The organism is Acidobacteriota bacterium (assembly GCA_009691245.1).
GTDB lineage: Bacteria > Acidobacteriota > Terriglobia > 2-12-FULL-54-10 > 2-12-FULL-54-10 > SHUM01.
In genome coordinates this window covers 14,425-38,547 of sequence record SHUM01000033.1, presented here as the reverse complement: position 1 = coordinate 38,547, position 24,123 = coordinate 14,425, and the positions used below count along the sequence as shown (strand labels likewise).

Annotated in this window: 23 protein-coding genes; 13 read left to right on the top strand and 10 right to left on the bottom strand. The window is 59.2% G+C overall.

Going from position 1 to position 24,123, the window contains the following annotated elements:
• On the top strand, window positions 1–368 hold a 368-nt coding region (locus tag EXQ56_09380), incomplete at its 5' end, for a hypothetical protein (protein MSO20655.1).
• 422 nt (window positions 369–790) lie between these two features.
• Here EXQ56_09380 and EXQ56_09375 read toward each other — a convergent pair.
• From EXQ56_09375 to mutS, 3 genes are all read right to left on the bottom strand, one after another.
• Window positions 791–1,099, bottom strand: a complete 309-nt coding sequence (locus tag EXQ56_09375; protein MSO20654.1) for a non-heme iron oxygenase ferredoxin subunit — start codon at window positions 1,097–1,099, stop codon at window positions 791–793.
• 194 nt (window positions 1,100–1,293) lie between these two features.
• Window positions 1,294–1,854 carry an NADH-quinone oxidoreductase subunit B gene (locus EXQ56_09370; GenBank protein MSO20653.1) on the bottom strand — a complete coding sequence of 187 codons (561 nt, stop codon included), beginning with the start codon at window positions 1,852–1,854 and terminating at the stop codon, window positions 1,294–1,296.
• A 404-nt stretch (window positions 1,855–2,258) separates the two neighbouring features.
• The gene (gene mutS / locus EXQ56_09365) at window positions 2,259–4,973 is read right to left on the bottom strand and encodes a DNA mismatch repair protein MutS (GenBank protein ID MSO20652.1); all 2,715 of its coding nucleotides are present in this window, start codon (window positions 4,971–4,973) and stop codon (window positions 2,259–2,261) included.
• Window positions 4,974–5,126: 153 nt separating this feature from the next.
• Between mutS and EXQ56_09360 the strand changes: the two genes are divergently transcribed.
• The 4 genes from EXQ56_09360 to queA are packed head-to-tail and all read left to right on the top strand — an operon-like array spanning window position 5,127 to window position 9,367.
• Window positions 5,127–5,939 carry a c-type cytochrome biogenesis protein CcsB gene (locus EXQ56_09360; protein ID MSO20651.1) on the top strand — a complete coding sequence of 271 codons (813 nt, stop codon included), beginning with the start codon at window positions 5,127–5,129 and terminating at the stop codon, window positions 5,937–5,939.
• A gap of 24 nt (window positions 5,940–5,963) precedes the next feature.
• Window positions 5,964–7,232, top strand: coding sequence for a glutamyl-tRNA reductase (locus EXQ56_09355; protein ID MSO20650.1), 1,269 nt, complete (start codon window positions 5,964–5,966; stop codon window positions 7,230–7,232).
• Window positions 7,233–7,250: 18 nt separating this feature from the next.
• Window positions 7,251–8,192: a hydroxymethylbilane synthase gene (gene hemC / locus EXQ56_09350; GenBank protein MSO20649.1), complete on the top strand. Its 942-nt coding sequence runs from the start codon at window positions 7,251–7,253 to the stop codon at window positions 8,190–8,192.
• A 41-nt stretch (window positions 8,193–8,233) separates the two neighbouring features.
• Window positions 8,234–9,367 carry a tRNA preQ1(34) S-adenosylmethionine ribosyltransferase-isomerase QueA gene (gene queA, locus EXQ56_09345; protein MSO20648.1) on the top strand — a complete coding sequence of 378 codons (1,134 nt, stop codon included), beginning with the start codon at window positions 8,234–8,236 and terminating at the stop codon, window positions 9,365–9,367.
• 212 nt (window positions 9,368–9,579) lie between these two features.
• Here queA and EXQ56_09340 read toward each other — a convergent pair whose 3' ends face one another.
• Window positions 9,580–10,338, bottom strand: a complete 759-nt coding sequence (locus tag EXQ56_09340) for a hypothetical protein (GenBank protein MSO20647.1) — start codon at window positions 10,336–10,338, stop codon at window positions 9,580–9,582.
• Window positions 10,339–10,588: 250 nt separating this feature from the next.
• On the opposite strand from EXQ56_09340, the gene EXQ56_09335 reads away from it, so the two are divergent.
• Window positions 10,589–12,037, top strand: a complete 1,449-nt coding sequence (locus EXQ56_09335) for a menaquinone biosynthesis decarboxylase (protein ID MSO20646.1) — start codon at window positions 10,589–10,591, stop codon at window positions 12,035–12,037.
• Between the two features lie 134 nt (window positions 12,038–12,171).
• Here the strand turns inward: EXQ56_09335 and EXQ56_09330 are convergent, their stop codons facing one another.
• The 3 genes from EXQ56_09330 to EXQ56_09320 are packed head-to-tail and all read right to left on the bottom strand — an operon-like array spanning window position 12,172 to window position 15,088.
• Window positions 12,172–12,897, bottom strand: coding sequence for an MFS transporter (locus EXQ56_09330; GenBank protein MSO20645.1), 726 nt, complete (start codon window positions 12,895–12,897; stop codon window positions 12,172–12,174).
• 15 nt (window positions 12,898–12,912) lie between these two features.
• The gene (locus EXQ56_09325) at window positions 12,913–13,464 is read right to left on the bottom strand and encodes an MFS transporter (GenBank protein MSO20644.1); all 552 of its coding nucleotides are present in this window, start codon (window positions 13,462–13,464) and stop codon (window positions 12,913–12,915) included.
• A complete protein-coding gene (locus EXQ56_09320; GenBank protein MSO20643.1) occupies window positions 13,442–15,088 on the bottom strand; it encodes a hypothetical protein in 1,647 nt (548 codons plus the stop codon). Before EXQ56_09320 ends, EXQ56_09325 begins: the two co-directional genes overlap by 23 nt.
• Before the next feature lie 363 nt (window positions 15,089–15,451).
• On the opposite strand from EXQ56_09320, the gene EXQ56_09315 reads away from it, so the two are divergent.
• The 4 genes from EXQ56_09315 (at window position 15,452) to EXQ56_09300 (ending at window position 18,614) form a co-directional block, all read left to right on the top strand.
• Complete coding sequence (locus tag EXQ56_09315) at window positions 15,452–16,573, top strand: PDZ domain-containing protein (protein MSO20642.1); 1,122 nt, start codon at window positions 15,452–15,454, stop codon at window positions 16,571–16,573.
• 75 nt (window positions 16,574–16,648) lie between these two features.
• On the top strand, window positions 16,649–17,011 hold the full coding sequence (locus tag EXQ56_09310) for a hypothetical protein (protein ID MSO20641.1): 363 nt from the start codon (window positions 16,649–16,651) through the stop codon (window positions 17,009–17,011).
• A 90-nt stretch (window positions 17,012–17,101) separates the two neighbouring features.
• The gene (locus EXQ56_09305) at window positions 17,102–17,953 is read left to right on the top strand and encodes a hypothetical protein (protein ID MSO20640.1); all 852 of its coding nucleotides are present in this window, start codon (window positions 17,102–17,104) and stop codon (window positions 17,951–17,953) included.
• Window positions 17,954–17,963: 10 nt separating this feature from the next.
• Window positions 17,964–18,614, top strand: coding sequence for an OmpH family outer membrane protein (locus tag EXQ56_09300; protein MSO20639.1), 651 nt, complete (start codon window positions 17,964–17,966; stop codon window positions 18,612–18,614).
• A gap of 194 nt (window positions 18,615–18,808) precedes the next feature.
• Here the strand turns inward: EXQ56_09300 and EXQ56_09295 are convergent, their stop codons facing one another.
• Window positions 18,809–19,201, bottom strand: a complete 393-nt coding sequence (locus EXQ56_09295; GenBank protein ID MSO20638.1) for a F0F1 ATP synthase subunit epsilon — start codon at window positions 19,199–19,201, stop codon at window positions 18,809–18,811.
• A 200-nt stretch (window positions 19,202–19,401) separates the two neighbouring features.
• On the bottom strand, window positions 19,402–20,895 hold the full coding sequence (gene atpD, locus EXQ56_09290; protein MSO20637.1) for a F0F1 ATP synthase subunit beta: 1,494 nt from the start codon (window positions 20,893–20,895) through the stop codon (window positions 19,402–19,404).
• Window positions 20,896–21,340: 445 nt separating this feature from the next.
• On the opposite strand from atpD, the gene EXQ56_09285 reads away from it, so the two are divergent.
• The 3 genes from EXQ56_09285 (at window position 21,341) to EXQ56_09275 (ending at window position 22,567) form a co-directional block, all read left to right on the top strand.
• Window positions 21,341–21,535: a hypothetical protein gene (locus EXQ56_09285; protein MSO20636.1), complete on the top strand. Its 195-nt coding sequence runs from the start codon at window positions 21,341–21,343 to the stop codon at window positions 21,533–21,535.
• A 217-nt stretch (window positions 21,536–21,752) separates the two neighbouring features.
• Window positions 21,753–22,133, top strand: coding sequence for a hypothetical protein (locus tag EXQ56_09280; GenBank protein MSO20635.1), 381 nt, complete (start codon window positions 21,753–21,755; stop codon window positions 22,131–22,133).
• A 200-nt stretch (window positions 22,134–22,333) separates the two neighbouring features.
• Window positions 22,334–22,567: a hypothetical protein gene (locus EXQ56_09275; protein MSO20634.1), complete on the top strand. Its 234-nt coding sequence runs from the start codon at window positions 22,334–22,336 to the stop codon at window positions 22,565–22,567.
• A 291-nt stretch (window positions 22,568–22,858) separates the two neighbouring features.
• Here the strand turns inward: EXQ56_09275 and EXQ56_09270 are convergent, their stop codons facing one another.
• Window positions 22,859–23,977: an HDOD domain-containing protein gene (locus EXQ56_09270; protein ID MSO20633.1), complete on the bottom strand. Its 1,119-nt coding sequence runs from the start codon at window positions 23,975–23,977 to the stop codon at window positions 22,859–22,861.
• Between the last annotated feature and the right edge of the window lie 146 nt (window positions 23,978–24,123).

Genomic DNA, 24,123 nt, shown 5'->3' with positions numbered 1-24,123 from the left:
GCCCCAGTCCGTCGCGCAATGGTACGGCCTACGCGGCGAGCCGCGAAACTAGCTCCGGCGCGGGCAGCAGCCAGACGACGCGCGCGATGACCATTCGCTACTTGATCCCGGCCTACCTGCGCCCGCACGCGGGAGGACGTACTGAGCTTGCCCTGCAAGTGGACGGCAGTATGCTCACCGACGCGCTGGCGGCGCTGTGGAGCGCGCATCCGGGCCTGCGCGACCGCGTAGTCGATGAGCGGGGCGCAGTGCGCCAGCACATCAACATCTTCGTCAACAATGACAATAGCCGCGATGTGGGAGGATTCTCCGCGCCCATCGCCTACGGCGCGGAAATCATGATCGTGCCCAACATCAGCGGCGGCTAACCGGATATCAAGGACAGATGGACACAAGCCGACGCATCCTAACTAGCAAGTCGTTGTATCAGAAACATGGACCGAACGGCTTTATTCTAGTAGCGTCCATCCTAGCGATCGGGCTAACCGTTTTATTGCTCGGGATCATCAAAATCCTCTCTGGCGGAACCATAGACCCTGAGACTATGTCCATTAAAGGCTTGGTTAGCGTTTATTTGATCGCAATTGTGATCGTAGTCCTCGTCTGCTGGTTCCGGCTGGTAGCTTATTGTTATCCGGGAATGTACTGGTGGGAGTGTGAAAACTGCGGCTGTCCAGTCGATTTAACTGAGGTGCTTTGCCCCAACTGCCACATCCCCTTTGATAAACCCAGCGGAGTGTTTCAGAGAATTGCGAGGCAATGCGCTTAGTAGCAGCTTTGGCTCGATGGATTAGAGGACGGCTAGTAACACTTCCGTGCCTTCCACTCTCACTTCGTAGGTGGCCACGCCCATGCTCGGGTCGAGGGTGAGCTGGCCGGTCTTCACGCAAAACTTCCAGGCGTGCCATGGGCACTCCAGCTTGTCGCCGTCCAGCCAGCCTTCGCTCAGCGGGCCGCCGCGGTGGATGCAGAAGTTGTCGATCGCATAGAACGTCCCGCCAACATTGCACAGCGCGATATGCCTGCCGAGCAGGACCACGTGCTTCACCTTGCCCGGCTGCACGTTGGCAATCTCGGCAACTTTGAAGAATTTAGCCATAGAAATACTGTACCCGAGCAGCGGCCGCAAGGGAGCGGAGGCGTGGGTTACTGTTGACGCACAAAGAAAAAACAGATTCCTCGCTGCGCTCGGAATGACAACGTATTGAGGTTTCGGGAACTTAGGGTTTCGCGAGACCGCATCATTGCTGCGCGCAAAGCTGGCGGGCTTGCGCAAGGCTGAACGCAGTCCCCCTACGCCGGGTTGGGCGTCTGGGCGATCATGATCTGTTTGCGGAAGCTCTCGACCATGTTGTCTTCGAGGCGAATTTCAGTCGGGCGCTTGGCCAACGTCATCTGGTCAATCTTGTCCTGCAGCTTCATCAGGCCGTAGAAGAGGTTCTCCGGGCGCGGCGGGCAACCCTGCACGTAAACGTCCACGGGCACGATGCGGTCCACGCCCTGCAGCACCGCGTAGGTGTTGAAGGGGCCGCCGACGCTCGAGCAGGCGCCCATCGAGATCACCCACTTGGGGTCGGGCATCTGGTCATAGACGCGCTTGAGCACCGGGGCCATCTTCAGCGTAACGGTTCCAGCGACGATCATCAGATCAGCCTGGCGCGGCGATGGGCGGAACACCTCGGCGCCGAAGCGCGCCAGATCAAAGCGCGACGTGGTCGAGGCGATCATCTCGATGGCGCAGCACGCGAGGCCAAACGTCATCGGCCAGATGGCGCTCTTGCGCGCCCAGTTGAACACGTAGTCCACCGTGGTGATCACGAAGTTCTTCTCAAACTTGTTCTGCAAAAACGGCATGTGTCTCTCCTGACCGACATTCACAAACAATCATAGACCAACCGAAAGCGCGTCGGCCCAACAATCAAAAATAAACAAAATTGACCAGATCGTCAAGAGGTTCAACAAGATCGGAATCCGCGAAATTGTCGGCCCAGCCCAAACTACACACGTTCACGGTTCTGACCAACGTGCCCAAATTCGCGGTCGACAAAAGCGACAAATTTCCGCGTCGCGCGACGACAACTTAGCGGAATCGTCCAACGCCGCGGCAAATCCCAAATTGCCCAGATAATTTCCGCAAATCGCCGAATCCATCTTCGCCCTCGGGTATCCACGGCACGTTTTTTGTGACGCGGGATTTTGCGTTGGTCTACGCCGGAGCGAAATACCCACCGCGAGAAATTCGCTCACCACGGCCTCCGTTACCAGCCCAATTGTTTCTTCAATTCCGCCAGCAGGTTCAGTGCCTCGATGGGCTTCAATTCATCGACGTTGACTTGCGCGAGACGCTCCGCGACGTTGCGCTCGGCGGGGGTGAATAGGGTGAGTTGGATGTTGGAGGGCGCGGCGCTGTCGCGGTCTGCCGCGTGCTGATGATCTTCGGGGCTTAACATACCACTGAGGCGGTGTTCGCTTTGTTCGTGCTGGCCGAGGACTTCGCGGGCGCGCTCGATTACTTCGCGGGGGAGGCCGGCGAGGCGGGCGACCTCGATGCCGTAGCTGCGGTCGGCGCGGCCCGGCTCGACGCGACGCAGAAAGACGATGTTGCCGCCGGACTCCTTCACGGCGACGTGCAGGTTCTTCACGCTGGGTAAGTGCTCGGGTAACTCAGTGAGTTCGTGGTAGTGAGTGGCAAATAGGGCCTTGATGCCGGGGCGAGCAGCCAGATACTCGACTACGGCCCAGGCGATGGAGAGGCCGTCGAAGGTGGCCGTGCCGCGGCCGATCTCGTCGAGTACGATCAAGCTGTCCGGCGTAGCGGTATTCAGAATGGCGGCGGTCTCAGTCATCTCCACCATGAACGTCGAGCGGCCGCGCGCCAGGTTGTCGCTGGCGCCGATGCGCGTGAAGATGCGGTCGAACACGGGCAGCCGCGCGCTCGCCGCCGGGACGAAGCAGCCCATCTGAGCCATGATGGAGATCAGCGCAACCTGCCGCAGATAGGTGGATTTGCCGCCCATGTTCGGCCCGGTGATGAGCAGGATGCGGTTCGAGTCCGAGTCCATGCGCAGATCGTTCGGCACGAATCTTTCTCCCGATAGCATGGCACCCGGCTGCATCACCCCCAGCCGCTCCAGCACTGGGTGACGGCCCGCCATGATTTCCAGCACACCCGTTGAGGAACCAGATGTGTCCGATGCTTCTGCGAACTGCGGGCGGCAGTAGTCGTACTCGGCGGCAAGACCCGCAAAGTTTACCAGCACGTCGATCTCGGCGATGGCGGCTGCGGTGCGGCGGATGCGGCTGGCCTGCTCAGCGACCGCGCTACGCAACTGCGTGAATAGTTCCTGCTCGATGGTCGCCATGCTGCCTTCAGCGTCCAGCACCTTGCGCTCGTAGTCCTTCAGCTCGGGCGTGGTATAGCGCTCCGCGCCGGCCAGTGTCTGCCTGCGCTCATAGCGTTCAGGCGCGAGGTGCATGTTGGCCTTGGACACTTCAATGTAATAGCCAAACACTTCGTTGAACTTAATCTTGAGTGAGTTAATGCCTGTGGCCGCGCGCTCGCGTGACTCCATCTGGGCGATAGTCTGCTTGCCAGAGTGACTCAATTGGCGCAACTCATCGAGTTCCGCGTGGTAGCCGTCGCGAATCACTCCGCCATCGGCGAGAGTCACAGGCGGCGCATCAGACAGCGCGCGCGCCAGCAAGTCGCGGACATCGGACAACGGATCAAGCGCGGCGGAGAGTGACTGCCATCTTACAGACGTACGCTCAGCCGAAAGTGACTTCAGAGTAGGCAGCGGTACAAATGAATTGCGCAACGCCAGCAGGTCGCGAGGCCCGGCGGTGCCGAGCACGGCCTTGCTGAGCAGGCGCTCCAGATCATAGACTGACTCAAGCAACTTGCCCGCCTTGCCGCGCGGGATGGCCTGACGGACCAGCTCCTCCACCGCGTCTAGCCGCGATTCAATGACTGCGTGATCGAGCGAGGGCCGCAGTACCCAGCCCTTGAGCAAACGCGCGCCCATGTTGGTCGCGGTGCGGTCGATCACCGAGACCAGCGTGGCCTCCGTTTCTCCGGCGAACACCGGTTCGAGTAACTCAAGGTTGCGCACAGTCACTGAGTCGAGTACCATCCACTGCTGCCGCTCGTAGTAGGAGATGCCGTCAATGTGGCGCGAACTGGCGCGCTGTGTCTCATTGAGATAGTGGATCAGCGCCCCGGCGGCGTTAATGGCTTGCGCATGGCCAGCCAGTCCGAAACCATCGAGCGAGGCCACATGAAGGTGTCCGGCCAGTAGGCGCGTGGCGTAGTCCGAAGCGAAGATCCAATCTTCGAGCGGCGTGCGCATCAGGCGCAGGCCTTGCGAATCGGCGCCGACAAACGCGAGACGCGCTTCGGTCTCGCGCAACAGCCCTTGCGCGGAAGGAAATAAAACTTCACGCGCGCCGATGTGCTTCAGTTCATCCACGCATTGCGCCTCGGCGCTGGGCCCGTGAAATTCCGTCGCGCGAAACTCTCCAGTGGATAGATCGGCGGACGCGAGGCCAATCGTCTCGCCACTACGGCAGACGGAGGCCAGGAAATTATTTTCGCGCGGGGCGAGTGAGTTCGAGTCGAGCACAGTCCCCGGCGTAACTACGCGCGTAACTTCGCGAAGCACCAACTTCTTCCCCGCCGAGGGAGCCTCCATCTGCTCGCAGATGGCGACTTTGTAGCCCTTCTTAATCAGCTTGGCGATGTAGCCGTCGGCGGCGTGATAGGGCACGCCGCACATGGGAATCGGCTCGCCTTTTTCTTTATTGCGCGAGGTCAGAGTGATCTGCAACTCTCGCGCGGCCAGCACGGCGTCCTCGAAGAACATCTCGTAAAAGTCGCCTAGGCGGAAGAACAGGAGCGCCTGCGGAAACTTCGCCTTGATCGCGGTGTACTGCCGCATCAGGGGCGTGGACGGGGGCGTGGCGGGCTCGGACATGGGTTGAGCAGTCTCGCTTCGGAGGATCGTTCGTACGGTGATACGTTGTTATTATGCCCGTGTTCGCAGGAGGCAGCAATCCAGTAACGTAATGAGCCCCAGCCGAGGCGCGTGGCACAATGTCCGCTATAATGATGTTGAGGACTTGGAACAATGGGGCATTTCTGGCTGTGGGTCGCACTAGCCCTTTATTCGGTTGGGCTGGCGCATGCCATTCTTACCGTGGTGCAGCGGCGCGAGAAAATCTTTCGCGTGGCGCTGGGGGCAATTTCGCTCGGCGCGGTGCTGCATCTGGTCTCGCTGGTGGAAGAAGGCCTCGCTGTAAATCACTTCCCCATTACGACACTGAGTGAGTCGGCGTCGCTGGCGTCCTTCCTGCTGGCCGCTTCTTTCTTATTTGTTCACTGGCGATACCGGTTCGAGTCGCTCAGCGTGTTTGTCTTCCCGCTGGTCTTCGTGCTGACGCTGCCAGCAGCGTTTGATCGCAGCACGGAAGTCTGGATGATGCCGCCCCTGCTCAAGACGGCGTGGCTGTATCTGCACGTCTCCATGATTGTGCTGGGATACACGGCTTTCTTCCTGAACTTTGCCGCCGGACTGATGTACCTGCTGCAGGAACGCGAGTTGAAGTCGAAGCGTCCGCGCTCGCTCTACCACCGCCTGCCGCCGCTTGAGTCGATTGATGATCTGGCCTATAAGTCACTCACCGTGGGCTTCCCCTTTATCACCATGGGCATTGTTACCGGAGCCATATGGGCCAGCACTGTCTGGGGGCCGGCTTGGCCCATGGACCCAAAGATCGGCTGGGCCTTCGCCACTTGGCTGATCTATCTCGGCCTGCTGTTCGCCCGATGGGTAGCGGGCTGGCGCGGACGCAAGGCCGCCTACATCGCCATCGCGGGATTCCTGGCAATTCTGATAACGTGGAGCACCAACAGCGGCCTGCACTCGTTTCGTATTCCTTAGTTTGAGTGAGTGGACTTTTGTCGTATGCATTTTAGTCTCATTGGATTGAATCATCGTACAGCGCCGGTAGAAGTCCGGGAGCAACTCTGCTTCCAGGAGACTGCCTTGCCGCAGGCGCTGCAGGCCGTGGCGTCTCTGCCCGGCGTGCATGAAGCGATGATCCTGTCGACCTGCAACCGCGTGGAAATATTGGCGCGCTCAGACGCCGAGCAGGGCGACGTAACCGGCGCATTGGTCCAATTTTTGGCGCATTATCACCAGCGTGCGCACTCGCAGATCGAGCCCTACCTCTATCGCTTCCAGCAGGCCGACGTGATTCGTCATATTTTTCGCGTGGCTTCGAGTCTGGACTCGATGATCATCGGCGAGACACAGATACTCGGCCAGGTGAAGGAGGCCTACGCGCAGGCGCGTACCGTCGGCACTCTGCGCGGGCCGCTCGACGAGGCGCTAACTCGCGCGTTCCACGTGGCTAAGCGCGTGCGCACGGAGACCGGTATCGCCAGCTCGGCCGTCTCGGTGAGTTACGCGGCGGTGGAGCTGGCCAAGAAAATCTTCGGCTCGCTCAATGACAAGAAGATACTCCTGATCGGCGCGGGCAAGATGAGTGAGTTGGCCGCCAAGCATCTGGTGTCGAGCGGCGGGGTGCATATATATGTCACGAACCGCTCGCCTGAGCGCGCCACCGAGATGGCCGCGATGCTGCATGGCCGCGCCGTTCCGTTTGATCAGATGCTCACCCACGCGGCGCAGTGCGATATTATTCTTACTTCCACCGGCGCGCCGAACTACCTCATCACCATGGCCGACGCGCAGCGATTGCTCTCGGAACGAAAGAACCGGCCGATGTTCATGATTGACATCGCCGTGCCTCGCAACATTGATCCGGCCATCAACAAGCTTGACAACATTTTTCTTTATGACATTGATGACCTGCAGCAGGTGGTTGACTCCAACATGAAGGAGCGTATGCGCGAGGCGCAGGCCGCCGAGCAGATCGCCGAGCAGGAGACCGACAAGTTTCTGAAATGGCTGAAGACGCTGGAAGTGGTGCCGACCATCATCGACCTGCAATCGCACTTGGAAGAGATGCGCCAGCAGGAGATGACGCGCGTGTCATCGCAACTGTCCAGCCTGACACCCGAGCAGCGCGAAGCGGTGGACGCGCTGACCAGAGGCATGATGCACAAAGTCCTACACTCGCCCATCCATCATTTGAAGACACTGGCGCAGCAGCCCGACGGTCTGAAGCTGGTGGAAACTGTAAGGAAGATTTTCAATCTGAAGCAGTAACTATCGCCCACTCACTTAATGACTCACTCTCCTCTTATTCTCGCCACACGCCAATCGCCGCTCGCGCTGACTCAATCGCGCTGGGTGGCCGCGGAGATGGAGCGGCTCAATCCCGGCCTGCGCGTGGAGTTGGCCAACATGACCACCACCGGCGACAAGATGCAGGCACAGCCGCTGCCGCAGATCGGCGGCAAGGGCCTGTTCACCAAGGAGCTGGAGGACGCACTGCTCGAAGGCCGCGCGCATCTGGCCGTGCATAGTCTAAAAGATTTGCCAACACAGCTCCCCGATGGCCTCACGCTGGCCGCCGTGCCGCAGCGCGAAGATGTGCGCGATGCACTAATTAGCCGCGGCGGCGCACTGTTGCGAGATCTCCCGCAAGGTGCGCGCATCGGGACTAGCAGCATTCGCCGCGCCGCACAGCTTCGCCGGGTTCGTTCTGACTTGCGGATTGAACCACTGCGCGGAAACCTCGACACGCGATTGCGGAAGCTGAAGGAGGGACCGCTCGATGCCATTGTGCTGGCCGCGGCGGGCATTCATCGACTGGGCTGGGCGGAGCAAATCACCGAGTATCTGGCTCCCGAAATTCTCTGCCCCGCCGTGGGACAGGGCGCGCTGGGGATTGAGGCCTGTTCGCGCGATGAAGCTACCCTCGCCGCGCTGGCGCCGCTCGAAGACTTTCGTTCGCGCTTGAGCGCCACCGCCGAGCGCTCTCTCCTGCGTCGCCTGGGCGGCGGCTGCCAGATTCCCATCGCCGCGCACACGGCGTTTGAAAATGAACCTACGACCGCCATGACGCTAATCGCTCTGGTTATCAGCCCGGCTGGCACGCAGTGGATTAACGCCAAGGAACAGTCCAGTGAATTGACGGTGGCCGCCGCGGAAGACCTCGGCGCGCGCTGCGCGGAAGATTTGCTGCGCCAAGGAGCGCAATCCATCCTGCAATTGCCCGCATAATTGTTCAATCATCCACACTCTAACTGAACCAACTACTCACAATGCAACTCCATGATTTCAACTACCATCTGCCTCTCGACTTGATCGCGCAGCATCCGCCGCGACGGCGCACGGACTCGCGCATGTTGTTGCTCAACCGCACCACAGGCGAAATACAGGATCGCCAGTTCCGCGAGCTGCCGGAGATTCTACAGGCTGGCGACGTGTTGGCCTTGAATAACTCCCGCGTGATTCCGGCGCGACTGTTGGGACGGCGCGTGGGCGTTCGCGCAATGGCCATCGGCAAGAATCACCCAAAGCGCGAAGAGTATCTGACATCGGAGATTGAAGCAATGCTGGCGCGTCAGATTGATGAGCGCACATGGGAGGCGCTGGTGCGGCCCGGCAAAAAGATTCGCGTCGGGGAGCAACTCGTCTTTGAAGCTGCAACCAGTGCAGCGGGCCAGGCGACAGGAAAGCACAGTGAGTATCTAAAAGCTGAAGTCATCGCGCGGGGCGAGTACGGTCTGCGTACACTGCGCTTTGAAGAGAGTAAATCGCTGCAACGGCTGATCGAGCGGATCGGGCATATTCCGTTGCCGCCATACATACTGAGACCTGGCAATCACCTGGACGATCGCGCCGATCGTCTGCGCTATCAAACGGTCTACGCGCGTCAGAGTGGATCGGTGGCCGCACCCACGGCGGGGCTGCACTTCACGCGACCCATGTTGAACAAGCTGTCGCAGCGCGGCATTGCACGCGCCGAGATCACGCTACACGTGGGCCTCGGGACGTTTCAGCCCATCCACACGGAGAAGATCGAAGAACACGTGATGCACCCGGAGCGTTATGAAGTCAGCGAGGCGGTAGCGGAGCAACTCGCATCGGCGCGCCGCGAAGTTCGCCGCATCGTAGCCGTCGGCACCACCACGGTGCGCACGCTCGAGCATATCGCCGCGGCAAATTCCGGCCGCATCACCGTCGGGTCGGGCAATACGCGATTGTTCATCCAGCCGGGATTTCCGTTTCAGGTGATCGGTGGAATGCTGACGAATTTCCATCTGCCGCAATCCACGCTGCTGATGCTGGTCTCCGCCTTCGCGGGCCGAGAGCATGTGCTGGCAGCGTACGAACACGCCGTGCGCGAACGATACCGTTTCTATTCCTACGGCGACTGCATGTTGATTCTGTAGACCCGCGTCAATCTGGCACTGATCTCGCAATATGGAAAAACCCCGCGCCCTCCAAAAATCGGGATGACGCGGCTACCAGTGCATGGAGCAATTTTGGTTTGGTAGCCGCGTCAAGCGATTTTCCTGGCGCGGGATTTTGCTTCTTGTTTCCGAAGAAAAGCCCGGCGAACATTCGCCGGGCTTTATATTGACGCGTGCTTTCCGCTCGTATTTTACAGGCCAATGCCCATGGGGCCGCCCATGCCTCGCGGACCTCCCGGACCGCCGGGGCCACGCTGCTGGCGATTCTCAAACCGCTGCCGGGCCTGCTCGCGCAACTGATCGAGCTTGGCCTGCTGATCGGCGGTTAGCGTGGCGCGAACCTGATTGCGGGACGCCTCTCGCAGAGCCTGCAACTGCGTCTGCCGCTGCTCACGATTGAGTGACTCATTGTCGCGAATGGCGCGCGCCTGCGACTTTTGCTGATCGAGTAGCCCCTTAATCGTTTCCGACTGCGACGCGCTCAGCCCCAGTTGGGTTACCATCTGCTTCATGCGGCGGTCGACCATCTGCTCGTTGCGCTTCTGCATGCGCTGCTGCGCCTGCTCGCGGAGCTGCTCGGCCTTGGCCTGCTGATCGGCGGTAAGCACGGAGCGAATCTTCGCCTGCGTAGTCTCGCGAATTCGACCGGCCCTTTCGCGGCGCTGCGCATCGGTCAGCGTGGCGTCATTGCGCAACACATCCAATTGCGAGCGCGTATCCTGCAAATAGTTTTGTATCTGGGATTTCTGCGACTCACTCAATCCAAGTTCCTGCGCGACGCGCGGGCCGAATCCGCCGGGGCCCATGCCCGGACCTCCAGGGCCTTGCGGCCCACCGGGGCGTTGCCCGCCACCGGGGCGCTGCGCGTGTCCGGACAAAGTAATCACCGCCGCCAGAACCATGGCTGCCAGCGCGAAGCCTGCCTTGCCGATGTTGCGATAACGAATCATATTCTCCTCCTCGAAATCTCTTGCGCCGCTAAATGGCGCATCCTACTTTGTCTGCCGTTGCGAGATAAGGGCCATCGATGAAACCATCATTCTCTACCGGATAGAAACACAGGCAGGCGGCGGAAAGTTGCGCCAATGAAATTTTACTTTCCCGGCGGGAACCTCATGTAATCGCCAAGCTGCGCGAGATTCAGTACAATTATTTATTGATGCGGCGCCAAACTGTCGCCGCACGCAGGAAAGGACATCTGTGGCCTACGAAGACTTGCGGGAGTTTATAGCGGCGCTGGAAAAAGCGGGAGAGCTGAAACGCATCAGCGTGGAAGTGGACCCCGTGCTGGAGATCACCGAGATCTCCGACCGCATGGTCAAGCGCGGCGGACCAGCGCTGCTATTTGAAAACGTGAAGGGCAGCAAGTTGCCGGTGCTGATCAACGCGTTCGGCTCGGCGCGCCGCATGGAGATCGTGCTGGGCGGCGAGACGCCCGATCAGGTGGCGGGGCGCATCAGCGAACTGCTGCACATGCAAACGCCCGACGGCCTGATGGACAAGATCCGCATGCTGCCGAAACTCTTCGAGCTAGGCGCGTTCATGCCCAAGAAGGTCAAGAGCGGCCCGGCGCAGGAGGTGGTCCGCGAAAAGGATTTCTCGCTGATGGAATTGCCGTTGCTGCAATGCTGGCCCGATGATGCCGGCAAGTTTATAACTTTCCCGGTGGTATTTTCGCGCGACCCGGACTCGGGCAAGCGCAACTGCGGCATGTATCGCTTGCAGGTCTATGACGAGCGCACCACCGGGATGCACTGGCAGACGCACAAGCAGGGCGCCGACCATTTTCGTCGCGCGTCGAAGGCCCGTGGCGCGGGACGAATGGAGGTGGCCGTGGCGATTGGGACTGATCCCACGGTTACTTTTTCCGCCATTGCGCCGCTGCCGCCGGACCTGGATGAGATGATGTTCGCCGGATTCTTGCGCGGCAAGCCGGTCGAGATGCTGCCCTGCCGCACGGTGGCTCTCGAAGTTCCGGCCACGGCGGAGATTGTTCTGGAGGGGTACGTTGATCTGAACGAGCAGCGCCGCGAAGGGCCGTTTGGGGATCACACTGGCTTCTACTCGCTCGCCGATGATTATCCGGTTTTCCATGTCACTACCATGACGCACCGCCGCGATCCCATTTACTCGACCACCATCGTGGGCAAGCCGCCCATGGAGGATTGCTGGATGGGCAACGCCATCGAACGCATCTTCCTGCCGCTGCTGAAAATGCAACTGCCCGAGGTGGTGGACATGTCGCTGCCCTTCGAGGGCGTGTTCCACAACCTGATGCTGATCTCCATTCGCAAGTCCTATCCCGGCCAGGCGCGCAAGGTGATGAGCGCGATCTGGGGAACGGGCCAGGCTATGTTCACCAAGTGCATCGTGGTGGTGGATGAGGACGTGAACGTCCACGACCGCGCCGAAGTGGTGTGGAAGGCGCTCAATAATATTGACCCGGAACGCGACATACAGTTCACGCTGGGGCCGGTTGATTCACTCGACCATTCAAGCCGGATGCCCAATCTCGGCTCGAAGATGGGCATCGACGCCACGCGCAAGTGGCCGCAGGAGGGCTTCACGCGCCCCTGGCCTGACGAGCTGAAGATGGACCCGCGCATCAAGGCCATCGTGGACGGCAAGTGGGACAAGCTGGGATTGTAAGCCGACGCGCATTCCTTATTCACTGTCATCCTGAGCGCAGCGAAGGACCTGCTTTTCATCTCATCGACAGGCCAACCGACAAGCAAAAGCAGGTCCTTCGCTGCGCTCAGGATGACAACGTAAAAGCGGGTTTCCTAATCCACCGGTTCCGGGAATGCTTGCAGTTTGCGCACGGGCGAGAAGTACACCCAGAGAAAACTTGACAGACCCGCCGTGATCAGCAGGATGATGGCGGGGCGAAGTCCGATGGCTTCCCCGAGCCAGCCGCCCACCAGTCCCCCCAGGGCCATCGGGCCGGTATTCAGAAACCGCATGGTGGCGTTCATGCGGCCCTGGAGGCGATGCGGCGTGATTGCCTGACGTAGGCTCAGTTGGTTGATGCTGAACACTGGACCGGCGAGACTGAACACCAGGAAGGCGCAGATCAGCAGCGGAAACGCCGTCTCCGGCTGAGCAAAGGCCACCGGGATTGCTCCGACGCCATACATCACCACGCCCCAGACAATTACGCGCCCCACGCCGAACCGCCTGGCGATCCTCTCCGCGGCGATGGCGCCCAGCAGCCCGGAAGCGCTGCCGCAGCCCAAAATCAGCCCAATCTGCGCGGGCCCAAGGACGAGTTCCTGCGTTGCAAAGAGAATGAAGAGCGCCATCATTCCCGCGTCGACGAAGTTGATCGAACCCATGCAGGCCGCCAGAGAGCGCAACACAGGGTTCCCCAACACAGTGGCAAAGCCCACACGAATCTCGGCCAGTATCGGCAATCGCGGCGCGGCGTGCGGCGGCAGCTCGCGCTGGCGGATGGCAAAGGTGAATGAGCTGGAAAGAATAAACGAAATGGCATCCACTATGATGGCGATGGGGGCGGAGAAAAATTAGATGACCGATCCAGCCACGCTGGGGCCGGCGAGTCTAGCCACCGAATTGGAGGCGGCCATGCGGCTGTTGCCCTCCATCAGGCGGCGCCGGTCGATGAGCGAGGGCAGATAGGCCTGATGAGCCACTTGGAAAAACACATTCATGATCCCAACCAGCAGTTCCACCGCGTACAAGTGCCCCATGCGCATCGTTCCCGCGACGGCGGCCAGCGGCAGGGTCAGCAGCACGGCGGCGCGGCCCAGGTCGCAGGCGATCAGAATAGGGCGGCGCGGCATGCGGTCCACCCACACGCCGGCAAACAAGCTGAAGAGCAGAAAGGGCGCGCCATGCAATGCCACCATGTAGCCCATCTGTGAAGGCGTAGCGTGCAAGGTGAGAGCGGCAATCAGCGGGATGGCCAGGCTGGTGAACTGATCTCCCGCACCGGAGATGGTGCCCGCAATCCAAAACCTGCGGTAATCGCGGTGCCGCCACAATGAGGGCGAGGCGGGCGCGGTTTCTGGGGCGAGTTCCGCCATGGATTTCCTATTCACTCCGGCGGAAGTCATCGCGATGCTTGCGGAAGACTACTTGCGGGCGGACGCGCCACGCCTCATTAACGCCGATCATTTCCACATCGATTTTTTGTGAAAAATAGTGGAGCACGGTCTGGCACGTTGGGTGGAACTGCAGGCCGGGGCTGACCAGCAGCAGGCGCGGCGGCTCGGCGCTTAGCTCGCCGCCGGGAAAAAAGCCGTGGCGCGCGAAGTCGCCGCGCTGCATGTGCCAGTGAACGCGCATCCAATAGTCCAACCCTTGCAGCGGCAGATGGATGTCCTCCGAAGCCTTCAACTCGATTATCGCCAGTCGCCCGCCACGTGCGACGCCCAGCAGGTCGGCAAATCCAGTTTCGTATCCCGACACGCTAAACACTTGCCGGGCAAGCTGATTGCCAAGCAGGTCGGGAACAATGGACTCGGCATGATTCACGAGTACGTCTTCCATCCAAAGCTCGGGGCAAAGGCGAAAAAGTGGATGCTGCCGATCGAGCGGCTCTGCCACAGAGTCTGGCTCCTTTGAAACGGGCGCCATGCGATGATCGAGCACCTGCTGCGCGAGCCGCCGCAGCCTCTCGAAGGATTGTTCAGTTAGCCCGGTCTCTGCGCGACCCAGCCCAAAAAAAATTCGCGAGCCTGAATCGTTCGCTCTTTCGCGCGCAATTACCAGTCCGTGGATCGACCAGCGGCGCGAGCCATCACTTCCCATGCGACAGACAATACGGTCGCTGAGTTGTTCCATGCGGCGTGCGAGAGGCACATCTTCCGAGAGTAGTTTTCCGGCACGCAGTTCTCCGCTCTGCTGAGGGCGGTGCAGCGAAGTCCGGAAATTCCCCGCGTCGGAGATATCCAGCCTAATTACCTCCGGCCCCGTTTCGTAGAGCTCCCACAGGGCGGCGGCGCTATTCAGCCAGGGCATGCGCTGACGCGTGGTTTCACTCCTGCCTTCATTTTTGAACTCGCTCTGTCCGCGCGGGAGGAACAGCTTCAGCCCGGCCACAACACGCGATGTTTGCTGGCGGCGCAGATGATCGAGCCAGAGTAATCCGTAAGTGAGAATGCCGTCCACGACGGCGGGGGATTCCTCCTCGCCCACTCCCATCACGGCCCACAGGCGGCCCCCATCGTTCAACACGCCGCGCGCGTAGCAGCCGGAGAGCGAGTCCTTCATGCTGGTCTCGGTGGTGAGTTCGTCGATGCGGGCATCCGGAAACAATTGAGCCAGCCAACGTTTGAGGTGGCGCGCAAATTCCACGCGGCGTCCGCGGCGCTCCAGGCTTTCGGCGTCCGCTCGCGTGTCGGCCAGGATCAGCGTGCCGGCGGGACCTTTGCCGAAGCGCTGGCATTTCAGCTCCAGGCGTCCGGGCCGCTCACGCGCAATCGAAGTAATCTGTCGCACCAGATTGCTGCGCTCGTTCCATAGGTGCCAGGTCAATTTGCCGAATTCGGTGGAGAGTGAGTAACTGGTTTCGGATAGGTCCATCACCTCGCGCCCCGGCTCGGAGAGCAACAGGCGGGGATGCTCAGTGAGAAAAAGTTCAATGTGATCGCGCAACAAGTCGAGCTGCTCAGGCGAGTTTGGTGGTAAGAGGAGTGCTTTCGCTTTGGATTTGGCGGTGTCCTTTGGAGAGTGCATGGCAGGCTATTATAGATTGACTGGGCAGTTACACCGGCGAGCGAAATTTGTGTATTTTGCAAAAGGTTCATCGCCGGCATCGCTGGCTGGCAACTCAAAACCTCGGTTACACTTCCAATTAGATATGCATATTTATGGTAGGCGGTCCTTTTGCTAGTCGCGGCCCTCAAGCCGGTGAAAACCCCGCGCCATCCCGGAAACCGGGACGGCGAGACATCCCATGCATGGGGTGCTTGGGATTTAGTAGCCGCAGCATTCGCCCTTCTCGGCGCCCTTCTCGGCGCCCTTCCTGGCCCGGGGCTTTCCTCATTCAACCGGGTGATATTATCGCGGCTGCTCCTTCTGACAGCAATACCTTTGCTCATGGTCCCCCCAGTCGTCGCGCAAACGGCGAAGCCCGCGCGGGACGAAGAGATTCGCGCCAGCCTTCAGCAGGTTGCCTCGACGATTGATGCCATCTCCACCCATGCCGCCGAGCCGGTGGAGATACGACGGCTGATCTACGACGGAGCCATAGCCGGAGCGCTCTCGCGCCTTGATCCCTTTTCGGTATTTCTGGACGAGCAGCAGTTTCTGGCGTTGCGACAGCAGCAGCGCGGCGTGCGTCAGGGATTCGGCGCGGTGTTGAACGTGCAGGCCGGGAAGATCACCGTGCTGCAGTCGGTCCCGGACTCGCCCTTTGCGCGCGCCGGACTGGGGCCGGGCGACCGCGTGGTGGCGCTCAATGGACAGCGCATCGCGCAGATGGGTCTCGAAGAGATGGTGGAGCTGCTGCAGAGCGCGCGCAACGGGAAGGTCCGTCTGGCCGTGTTGCAAAGTGGCTCAGTGGTCCCGCGCGATTTCGAGCTGGACCCGTCCGAGGTGGCCAGTCCAACGGTGGACAAGAACTTCCTGATCGCGCCGGGTATCGGCTATGTTCATGTGGCTCACATCGAAAGATCAACGCCATCGGAGATTAAGGAAGCAATTGACCGGATGGCCGACGAGCCCCTGAACGGACTGCTGCTCGATCTGCGCGGCAACCCCGGCGGCTCGGTGGATGCGGCAGCGGAAACCGTGGGCTTGTTCCTGCCCGAGGGCGATAGCAACAAGCCGGATCGCAATCTCGTAGTCAGCCTGCGCGGACGGAATGTCCCCGAGACGCGCTACGCGACTCCAACTTCAGGATCATCTGGGGGCCCATCTCCGGCAGCCTTCGCCAGGCTTCCGCTGGTGGTCTTAATAAATGAAAACTCCGCCAGCGCATCGGAGATCATCGCCGCCGCGTTGCAAGAACACGACCGCGCCTGGTTGGTGGGCGAAACTACTTTCGGCAAGGGGGTGGCCGAAGCGATCATGCCGCTGAGCCAGGGCGCGGCCCTCGTCCTGACCACCGCCCGCTATTTCACCCCGCGTGGCCGGTCGGTGCAAAAAGAATTGCCAGCAACGGCCCTGGCTGGTATCCTTAGCGGAGGCCGCGATGGGTTAGGCCTATGGTTAAGCTAAGAGTTACCCGAAGAGATTACCACAGATAACGGACGTCCGCTGCGACAGGGCGGAGGTCTTGAGCCGGATGAAGTTGTGCCACCGTTGCGCCTGCGGCCATTGATGGAAGTGCTTGAAGAAAGCACGGCCTTCATTAATTTTGCCCAAGGGCTGCTACAGCGGCGTGGCAAGGTAGGCCGTGAATTCAAGGCGACCGATGAGGTTGTCGGCCAGTTTGAGATGTTCCTGCGCGAGGCGGGGTTTCGCGCCCCAGCGGATGAGTGGGAAAAAGTTCGTCCTTGGATTCGATGGCGCATTCAGTCCGAGGTGCTGACCTTGGTGTACGGAATCGAGGCCGGTGAGCAAGTGGAAGCTGGGAACGATCCGCAGGTGCAGGCGGCGGTGGCGGCAATGAATCAGGCCCGGCAGTTGGTAACGGCCCAGCAAAACGGGAAATAGCTTTGCAAGCAATAAAAGTTTTGGGATCAAAATTCATGGCACTACTCCGGCTTGGGTATTCAGCCCGGCTTCGAGAGGGAGGATAGAAATATGAAACTTCGTAAAATTTCCGCCACCATCATGGCCGCTACCCTGGCCGCAGTGATGACGCCCGCATTGCACGCAGACAATAGTCTGCAATGCACGATTAAAACCGATTCAGGAGAGCCTGCCATCAAGCTCGAATTCATTCTCAGGAACACCGAGCAGGCCAAAGAGTGGAAGAAGAAGACGAACGACGAGGGTGAAGTGGAGTTCAAGGGACTCAAGGACGGCAAGTACGACTTGGACGGCAGCATGGACAACTACATGCTGACCAAAGCCAAGGGGTTGGCTATCGCGGGCAATAAGGTCAACACCTGCGCCCCTGTTTTCGTATCCGTGGGCAAGCTGAACACGATGCTGCAGGCGGCCAACGTTCTGATGATCTCTGGCAAAAATGATGAAGCCATCGCCAAGTCAGACGAGATTCTATTGATCGCGCCCGATTTGCCAAATCCGCTGGTAATCAAAGCCGTGTCTCAGGCAAACAAGGGCTTGCTCGAAGAGGCGATGAAAAATATCGAAGCCGCTGCCGCCATCGACAAGCAGCATGAGCCGAAGATACAGCTCGTGCGCATGCAGGCACTCAGTTCGCAGGCCAGCGCTTCCCTGGCGAAGAAGGATTTTGACGGCGCCATCGCCAAGTACCAGGAGATCGCCAAACTGAAACCGAACGAAGCCACCACCTACTACAATCTCTCGCTCGCCTACGGTCATAAGAACGACCTGAATGAGGCGCTGGTCGCGCTCGACAAAGCCATCCTGCTGAAACCGGACGACGAAGAGTTTACGGCGCGCAAGAAGCAGATCGAGGGGATGCTGGATAAACAGCTCAACCAAGAGTTGAAGATAGGCAAGTAAGTAATAGATAATGAAAGAACGTATTATGGTCAAATTCAAGTCAGTCAAGGAGAGTAACGGAATGAAACGATTGATTCCGATGATTATGATTGCCGCCCTCACGGTGGGTATGAGCACGGCAAAAGCGCAAACGGCGCAGAAAATGGGCATCATAAATATTCAGATGGCCATCGCCCAAAGTACCGATGGGCAAAAAGCCGCCCAAGCTTTACAAGCCCGCTTCGCCCCCAAGCGCGGCGAGTTGGAGAAGATGCAGAGCGAGCTTACCGCTCTACAGGATCAGCTCCGCAATCAGGAGAAGACCCTCAGCGACGATGCTCGCAATAAACTGATGCGCTCCATTGATGACAAGACGCGCGCGCTGAATCGTACCAACGAAGACGCCACCGCCGAGTTCCAGACCGCCGAGCAGGATGCCATCAACGAGATCGGTCAGAAGATGATGGCCATCATCACCGACTATGCCGAGAAGAACGGGCTTTCCGTCGTGCTGGATGTCTCGTCGCCCCAGACTCCGGTGCTCTACGCGGACCAGCCTTCCAACATCACTCCGGCCGTGGTCGAGCAGTATAACAAAATCCATGCCGCCGCGGCACCGGCCGCAGCCGCTCCCGCAGCCGCACCGAAACCAGCAGCCGCCCCGGCTGCGCCAAAGCCGTAAGCACTATCAAACGACACCATTTTCAAACAGCCTGGCTTCATGCAGGGCTGTTTTTTTTGCACAGAGCCGCGATGGAACATCCCGGCGTGCCGTGGGCCGTAAGAGAGCGGTCACGTCGGATGGACAGCAACAACCCTTTAAACGTGACCGCTCCCTCACGGTCGCAGCTCTGTTAATGTGATATTGAAATTGGATTAGGATTTGCCGGCGAGTTGAATGCGGATGAGCGCGCGCTCCAGCGCAATGGTGGCACGATTCAGGTCAACTTCGGGGTCGGCCGAACGCAAGCGCTTTTCGGCGCGGTCGTGAGCGGACTGGGCGCGGGCCAGATCAATCTCTTCCGGGCGCTCCGCCGCTTCCGCCAAAATCGTTACCTGCTCGGGCAGCACTTCCAGAAAACCACCCGTGATCAACAGGCGATGCAGGTTGCGGCCCTGGCGATAGGTCAACTCGCCCACGCGCAACTCAGAGAGCATGGGAGCGTGGCCCGGCAGGATGCCCAGATATCCTGCCTTGCCGGGAACTTGCAATTCCTCGACAGGCTCACTCAGCAGTTGGCGGCTGGGCGTAACGACACGCAGCAGCATACTGGCGCCGCCAGTGGCGGGAGCGGGAGCGGATTGTGGAGCAGCGTGGGCCATAATGACTTCGATCCTACCCTTCGATCCTACCCTTGTGACAATCTGATACCAGACTCATCCGAACAACAGGTCCTTCGCTACGCTCAGGACGACAACGCAAAAAAACAGGTCGCCCATACAGAGAGTAGCAAGTTCGGCGAACACGCTTACTTGCCGCCGGACGCGAGACGCTTCTCTTTCTCAATGGCCTCTTCGATGGTGCCGACCATGTAAAAGGCCTGCTCGGAGAGGTTGTCGTGCTTGCCTTCGACGATCTCGGAGAATGCGCGAATGCTGTCGGCAAGCTTCACGTATTTACCAGGAATGCCGGTGAACTGCTCGGCCACGAAGAATGGTTGCGAGAGGAAGCGCTGAATCTTGCGGGCGCGAGAGACGGCCAGCTTGTCGTCCTCGGACAATTCGTCCATGCCCAGGATCGCGATGATGTCCTGCAAATCCTTATAGCGTTGCAGCACGCCCTTGACGGCCTTGGCAACACGATAGTGTTCCTCGCCCAGAATGCGCGGATCAAGAATGCGCGAGGTCGAAGCCAGCGGATCGACGGCAGGGTAGATGCCCAGCTCGGCGATGGGGCGCGACAGCACGGTGGTGGCGTCCAAGTGCGAGAACGTGGTGGCCGGAGCGGGATCGGTCAAGTCGTCGGCGGGCACGTAGATGGCCTGCACGGAAGTGATCGACCCCTTCTTGGTGGAAGTGATGCGCTCCTGCAACTCGCCCAGTTCGCTAGCCAGGTTCGGCTGATAACCGACGGCGGAAGGCATGCGTCCCAGCAGCGCGGAAACTTCCGAGCCGGCCTGCGTAAAGCGGAAAATGTTGTCGATGAACAGGAGCACGTCGGCACCCTCTTCATCGCGAAAATACTCGGCGACGGCGAGGCCGGTGAGGCCCACGCGCAGGCGCGCTCCCGGAGGCTCGGTCATCTGACCATAGACCAGAGCGGCTTTGGACTTCTCCCAATTCTTGGGATCAATCACGCCGGACTCCTGCATTTCAAGCCACAGATCGTTGCCTTCACGGGTGCGCTCGCCCACGCCGGCGAACACGGAGAAGCCGCCGTGATGGAGCGCGATGTTATTGATCAACTCCATGATGATGACGGTCTTGCCCACGCCGGCGCCGCCAAACAGACCGGTCTTGCCGCCCTTGAGGTACGGCTCGAGCAGGTCAATGACTTTAATGCCGGTCTCGAACATTTCCTGATTGACGTTCTGCTGATCAAAGGCCGGAGCGGGACGGTGAATGGGATAGGTGGTGGTGGCGTTGATCGGGCCCATCTTATCAACGGGGCGCCCGAGGACGTTAATGACGCGACCCAGCGTCTGGCGTCCCACCGGAACCGTGATGGGCGCACCGGTGTCGATGGCCTTCATGCCACGCACCATGCCGTCGGTGGGCTCCATAGCCACGCAGCGCACGCGGCCTTCGCCGAGATGCTGCTGGACCTCCAGCGTAACGTTGATGGGTTCCGGCACATCGAAGCCTTCACTAACCACGAGAATAGCGTTATGAATACTCGGCAGATGCTGCTCGGCAAAAAGCACGTCTACGGCAGGGCCGAGAATCTGCACTACTTGTCCGGCATTCGTTGTCGTTGTCGCCACGGTGGGTATTGCCTCCCGACTTAATCTGATGTCCAGCATGGATGCCGGACCAGCCCAGCATCCGACTGGCCAATTGCCACGAGGTGGCAGCGCCTGGGATGCATCTGCGCCTCATCAAACGTCTGGCTCAAACAAAGAATTATATCAGTTTTTTCCACGCCATGCCATACCAGTCTCTTCGGTGCCCGCCAAGTTAGGTGCCCGGTGGAATTGCGCTTCTCTGTTCACTCCCATGTTCACTCCCATGAAACCTTGCTCTGGTGGGAGATGGCGACACTTGACAACGGCCACCAGCGGTTTAGAATATCGTCTCAGGGCCTGCTCTCAGGCCACGATGCGGCTACTTAGCGATGATGCGATTTAAAACAGGACCGGCCTTGTCCCTCATACCTCGTAAGCCATTAGCAATTCAAAGGGATTCCTCTGCCCATTTCAGGCAATACCCAATATCCGAAGATTATTTCACCCCGGAGTTTGTTCACCTATGACCCAACCACCCATCCAATCCTGCTCGCACGCGCGCGTGGAAGTGATTTCACAAGACGCCAACGGCAAGTTTTTCGAATGCCTAGATTGCCGGGAAATCTTCGAGTCCGCGGAACTCGATGAGTTGTTGGCCAAGGTCCGGAAAGAAGGCGAGAAAGAAGCGGACCACCAGGAAGGCCTTTCCGATGCTTAATGATAACGGCATGCTTACGGCTCGTCAGCTAAGCAGCCCCTTGGCTGCCACTTGACTGCCTCTGTGCTGCCTCTGAGATTGATATCGCACACATCCGCTCACTCTTCCCGGCAGGTCTCCGCTTGGCGATTCCATGCGCGCGTGGGATATACTGCAATTGAGGCCACGAATGTCTTCAGTAAACAGATGCCAGGGCGCACGAATAGCCTACCTACTCATGGCAGCTACCCTATTCGGGATGGGTTGCGCAAAAGGAGTTAAGTTCAGGCCAACCGCTCTGGCGCGCGGCGGCGTTGGCACCATCAAAGTAGAATTGACTTACGACCGAAATAACCGGCTGGAGGTGAAGCTCTCCAACGTGCCGGACCCTTCCGCATTGCATCCACAACACACTCGCTATGTGCTTTGGGTGGCCGATGCCGACCGCCAGCATGCGGTCAATACGGGGCAATTGCGAGTGGATGACAAGAGAGTCGCTCGTATTGAGACACTCACTCCGCGGCGGAAATATATCCTTTTTGTCACCGCCGAAGCAACGGGAGATGTGACCGCACCGGGGACCGAAGTGATTTTTGAATCTCCACTGATTGACTGGTAGGAAACGAAGTCGCCGCATCCAGAATACGGAATTGAAAGTTGCATTCCGCAATCCTTTATTCTTAGCCAGACTGTTGACACTATATTGAATTCGCTTGTAACCTCGAAGTGAGGCGGAATAGAGAGACTAACTTTATAGTTATTTTTCGTATTCTAACTGTGCCTTGGATTATTGGGATTACAAACTAGGAGGGAATCAGAATGCCGACTACTGGAATCGAGACAGCAATACGTGAGCTGGAACGTGACGTCGAGCGAATCAATCAGGCGATTCGCCTGCTGAAAAGTGTCAACGCTCAAAAATTTGCCGCTGCCCCGACAAAGGCAGGGCGCAAGAAGAGCGGCCGCCGCAAGCTATCCGCCGCAGGCCGCCGCCGCATCGCCGACGCCGCAAAAAAGCGCTGGGCCAACTTCCGCGCCACCGGCAAGAAGTAAGGTTTTCATCAGATGTGCTTCAGTCCGGAGCCTTTTTTTGAGAGCTTATTAGCATCTCGAATTGTTCTATGGAACATTTGTACGAGACTGCATAGCGTGAGATGACTTCACGCGTACTATCCAAATACTAGCGGCCAGGCCAAGCCATTACCGGCGAACCTGGCCGCGATTTATTTTGCAGATGGTATTTTGATTCTCGACTCCGCTGGCCTTCCGCAGGAAGGCAACCAGTGTCTGCGACACCTTGCGTTTGGTTAGGTGATTCGGAAGTAATCGGCACCGTAATTTCGATCATGCCACCGCTGCGATGGTCTCGGCGGCTTGTGCGTATCGATAGATATGAGTCCAGCTTTCCCCGGCCACGAACCGATCCATGAAACTCTCGCGGAAAGCCGCGCGGGTGGGGCGCACCGTACTCAACATGCTGGCCAACAGGTGGTGCCGGTCTATCTCCAGTAACTGTGGGACAAGGCCGCGCAGTATCTCGTGCATCTCGCGGGTGCGCGCTTCGCGTTCCCGGAAGCCTGTGGTGAATGAGTGAGTGGAGAACAACTGCTTGGGAAATAGATCCAGCCCTTGCCAACTACAGAACGCCGATGCCAGTGCGGTGATTCGGCTCACTTGATCCCCGTCCAGCGCAGGAGTGTGATGACATGCGATCGCAGGGTAAAACCAAGGATGAATCTGGAGTTGCCTGGCGACACTGATTCCAATCTCACAGTGATTGGCGCCAAAAGTCTCCGCTTCCATTTCCAGTAATCCGGCAGGCCGCCGTGTCCAGAGCCTCAGGGCGGAAGTAAACAAGTCTGACCGCTTCTGCAGGGCGACCAGATACCCTAGGTCGTGTAACAACCCGCCAACGTAGTAGCGCTCGGGACGAGTGAGTCCCAGGAAACTGGCCGCCGCCTGCGCTGCAGTGGCGCACAGCAAGGAACGCTCCCACAGCGTCGCGGCGTAAGACCCCGAACAGGCTGTGTCGAGGGATCGGACCAAGGGAGTGGTATGCGCCAGCGCCCGCAACCGATCACGTCCAAGCGAACTGATGGCCTGACGCAGAGGCTTGTCATCGACACTGGAGAATCCTTCAGGAAGCACGGGAAGAACGCGGGCTAGCAGGGCAGGGTCCTGACAGACAAATTCTGCAATCTCCTCCACAGTATTCCGTGAATCTCCCACCAGCCCAAGGAAGCGAAAGAGAACGGAAGGAAGCGTTGGCAGCGCTCGCACGCCATCCCACCAATTGGCGGCGAATGCCGAGGGCTCTGCGTAGGAGCCGGATATGGATGTAGCCTGGATTCCCCAGTTATGTGCCTTCATACGATTACCCATCTCCCATTCAGATGCATCCGTCTGCAATGATTGCAGCAGGGCGGCCGGAGCGGACTCAAACCGTTTCAGGGCCTTGCTCAAAGTTTCTATCGGATTGTGGTGAGAAGGATATTAGAAAATCAGGAGGTTATTTTTAGCTTACCGTCCTAACCGTACCTATAGGACCGACTGGACCGAGTGGTTGCGGATCGCACGAATGGCGAAACAGGGCCGCTACCAGAGAGAGT

What these genes read in the sequence shown, in the direction of transcription:
- EXQ56_09375 (MSO20654.1), bottom strand. Translation starts at nt 1,099, where the DNA reads ATGGCTAAATTCTTCAAAGTTGCCGAGATTGCCAACGTGCAGCCGGGC.
- EXQ56_09370 (MSO20653.1), bottom strand. Translation starts at nt 1,854, where the DNA reads ATGCCGTTTTTGCAGAACAAGTTTGAGAAGAACTTCGTGATCACCACG.
- mutS (MSO20652.1), bottom strand. Translation starts at nt 4,973, where the DNA reads ATGTCCGAGCCCGCCACGCCCCCGTCCACGCCCCTGATGCGGCAGTAC.
- EXQ56_09360 (MSO20651.1), top strand. Translation starts at nt 5,127, where the DNA reads ATGGGGCATTTCTGGCTGTGGGTCGCACTAGCCCTTTATTCGGTTGGG.
- EXQ56_09355 (MSO20650.1), top strand. Translation starts at nt 5,964, where the DNA reads ATGCATTTTAGTCTCATTGGATTGAATCATCGTACAGCGCCGGTAGAA.
- hemC (MSO20649.1), top strand. Translation starts at nt 7,251, where the DNA reads ATGACTCACTCTCCTCTTATTCTCGCCACACGCCAATCGCCGCTCGCG.
- queA (MSO20648.1), top strand. Translation starts at nt 8,234, where the DNA reads ATGCAACTCCATGATTTCAACTACCATCTGCCTCTCGACTTGATCGCG.
- EXQ56_09340 (MSO20647.1), bottom strand. Translation starts at nt 10,338, where the DNA reads ATGATTCGTTATCGCAACATCGGCAAGGCAGGCTTCGCGCTGGCAGCC.
- EXQ56_09325 (MSO20644.1), bottom strand. Translation starts at nt 13,464, where the DNA reads ATGACTTCCGCCGGAGTGAATAGGAAATCCATGGCGGAACTCGCCCCA.
- EXQ56_09320 (MSO20643.1), bottom strand. Translation starts at nt 15,088, where the DNA reads ATGCACTCTCCAAAGGACACCGCCAAATCCAAAGCGAAAGCACTCCTC.
- EXQ56_09315 (MSO20642.1), top strand. Translation starts at nt 15,452, where the DNA reads ATGGTCCCCCCAGTCGTCGCGCAAACGGCGAAGCCCGCGCGGGACGAA.
- EXQ56_09305 (MSO20640.1), top strand. Translation starts at nt 17,102, where the DNA reads ATGAAACTTCGTAAAATTTCCGCCACCATCATGGCCGCTACCCTGGCC.
- EXQ56_09300 (MSO20639.1), top strand. Translation starts at nt 17,964, where the DNA reads ATGAAAGAACGTATTATGGTCAAATTCAAGTCAGTCAAGGAGAGTAAC.
- EXQ56_09295 (MSO20638.1), bottom strand. Translation starts at nt 19,201, where the DNA reads ATGCTGCTGCGTGTCGTTACGCCCAGCCGCCAACTGCTGAGTGAGCCT.
- atpD (MSO20637.1), bottom strand. Translation starts at nt 20,895, where the DNA reads ATGCTGGACATCAGATTAAGTCGGGAGGCAATACCCACCGTGGCGACA.
- EXQ56_09285 (MSO20636.1), top strand. Translation starts at nt 21,341, where the DNA reads ATGACCCAACCACCCATCCAATCCTGCTCGCACGCGCGCGTGGAAGTG.
- EXQ56_09280 (MSO20635.1), top strand. Translation starts at nt 21,753, where the DNA reads ATGGCAGCTACCCTATTCGGGATGGGTTGCGCAAAAGGAGTTAAGTTC.
- EXQ56_09275 (MSO20634.1), top strand. Translation starts at nt 22,334, where the DNA reads ATGCCGACTACTGGAATCGAGACAGCAATACGTGAGCTGGAACGTGAC.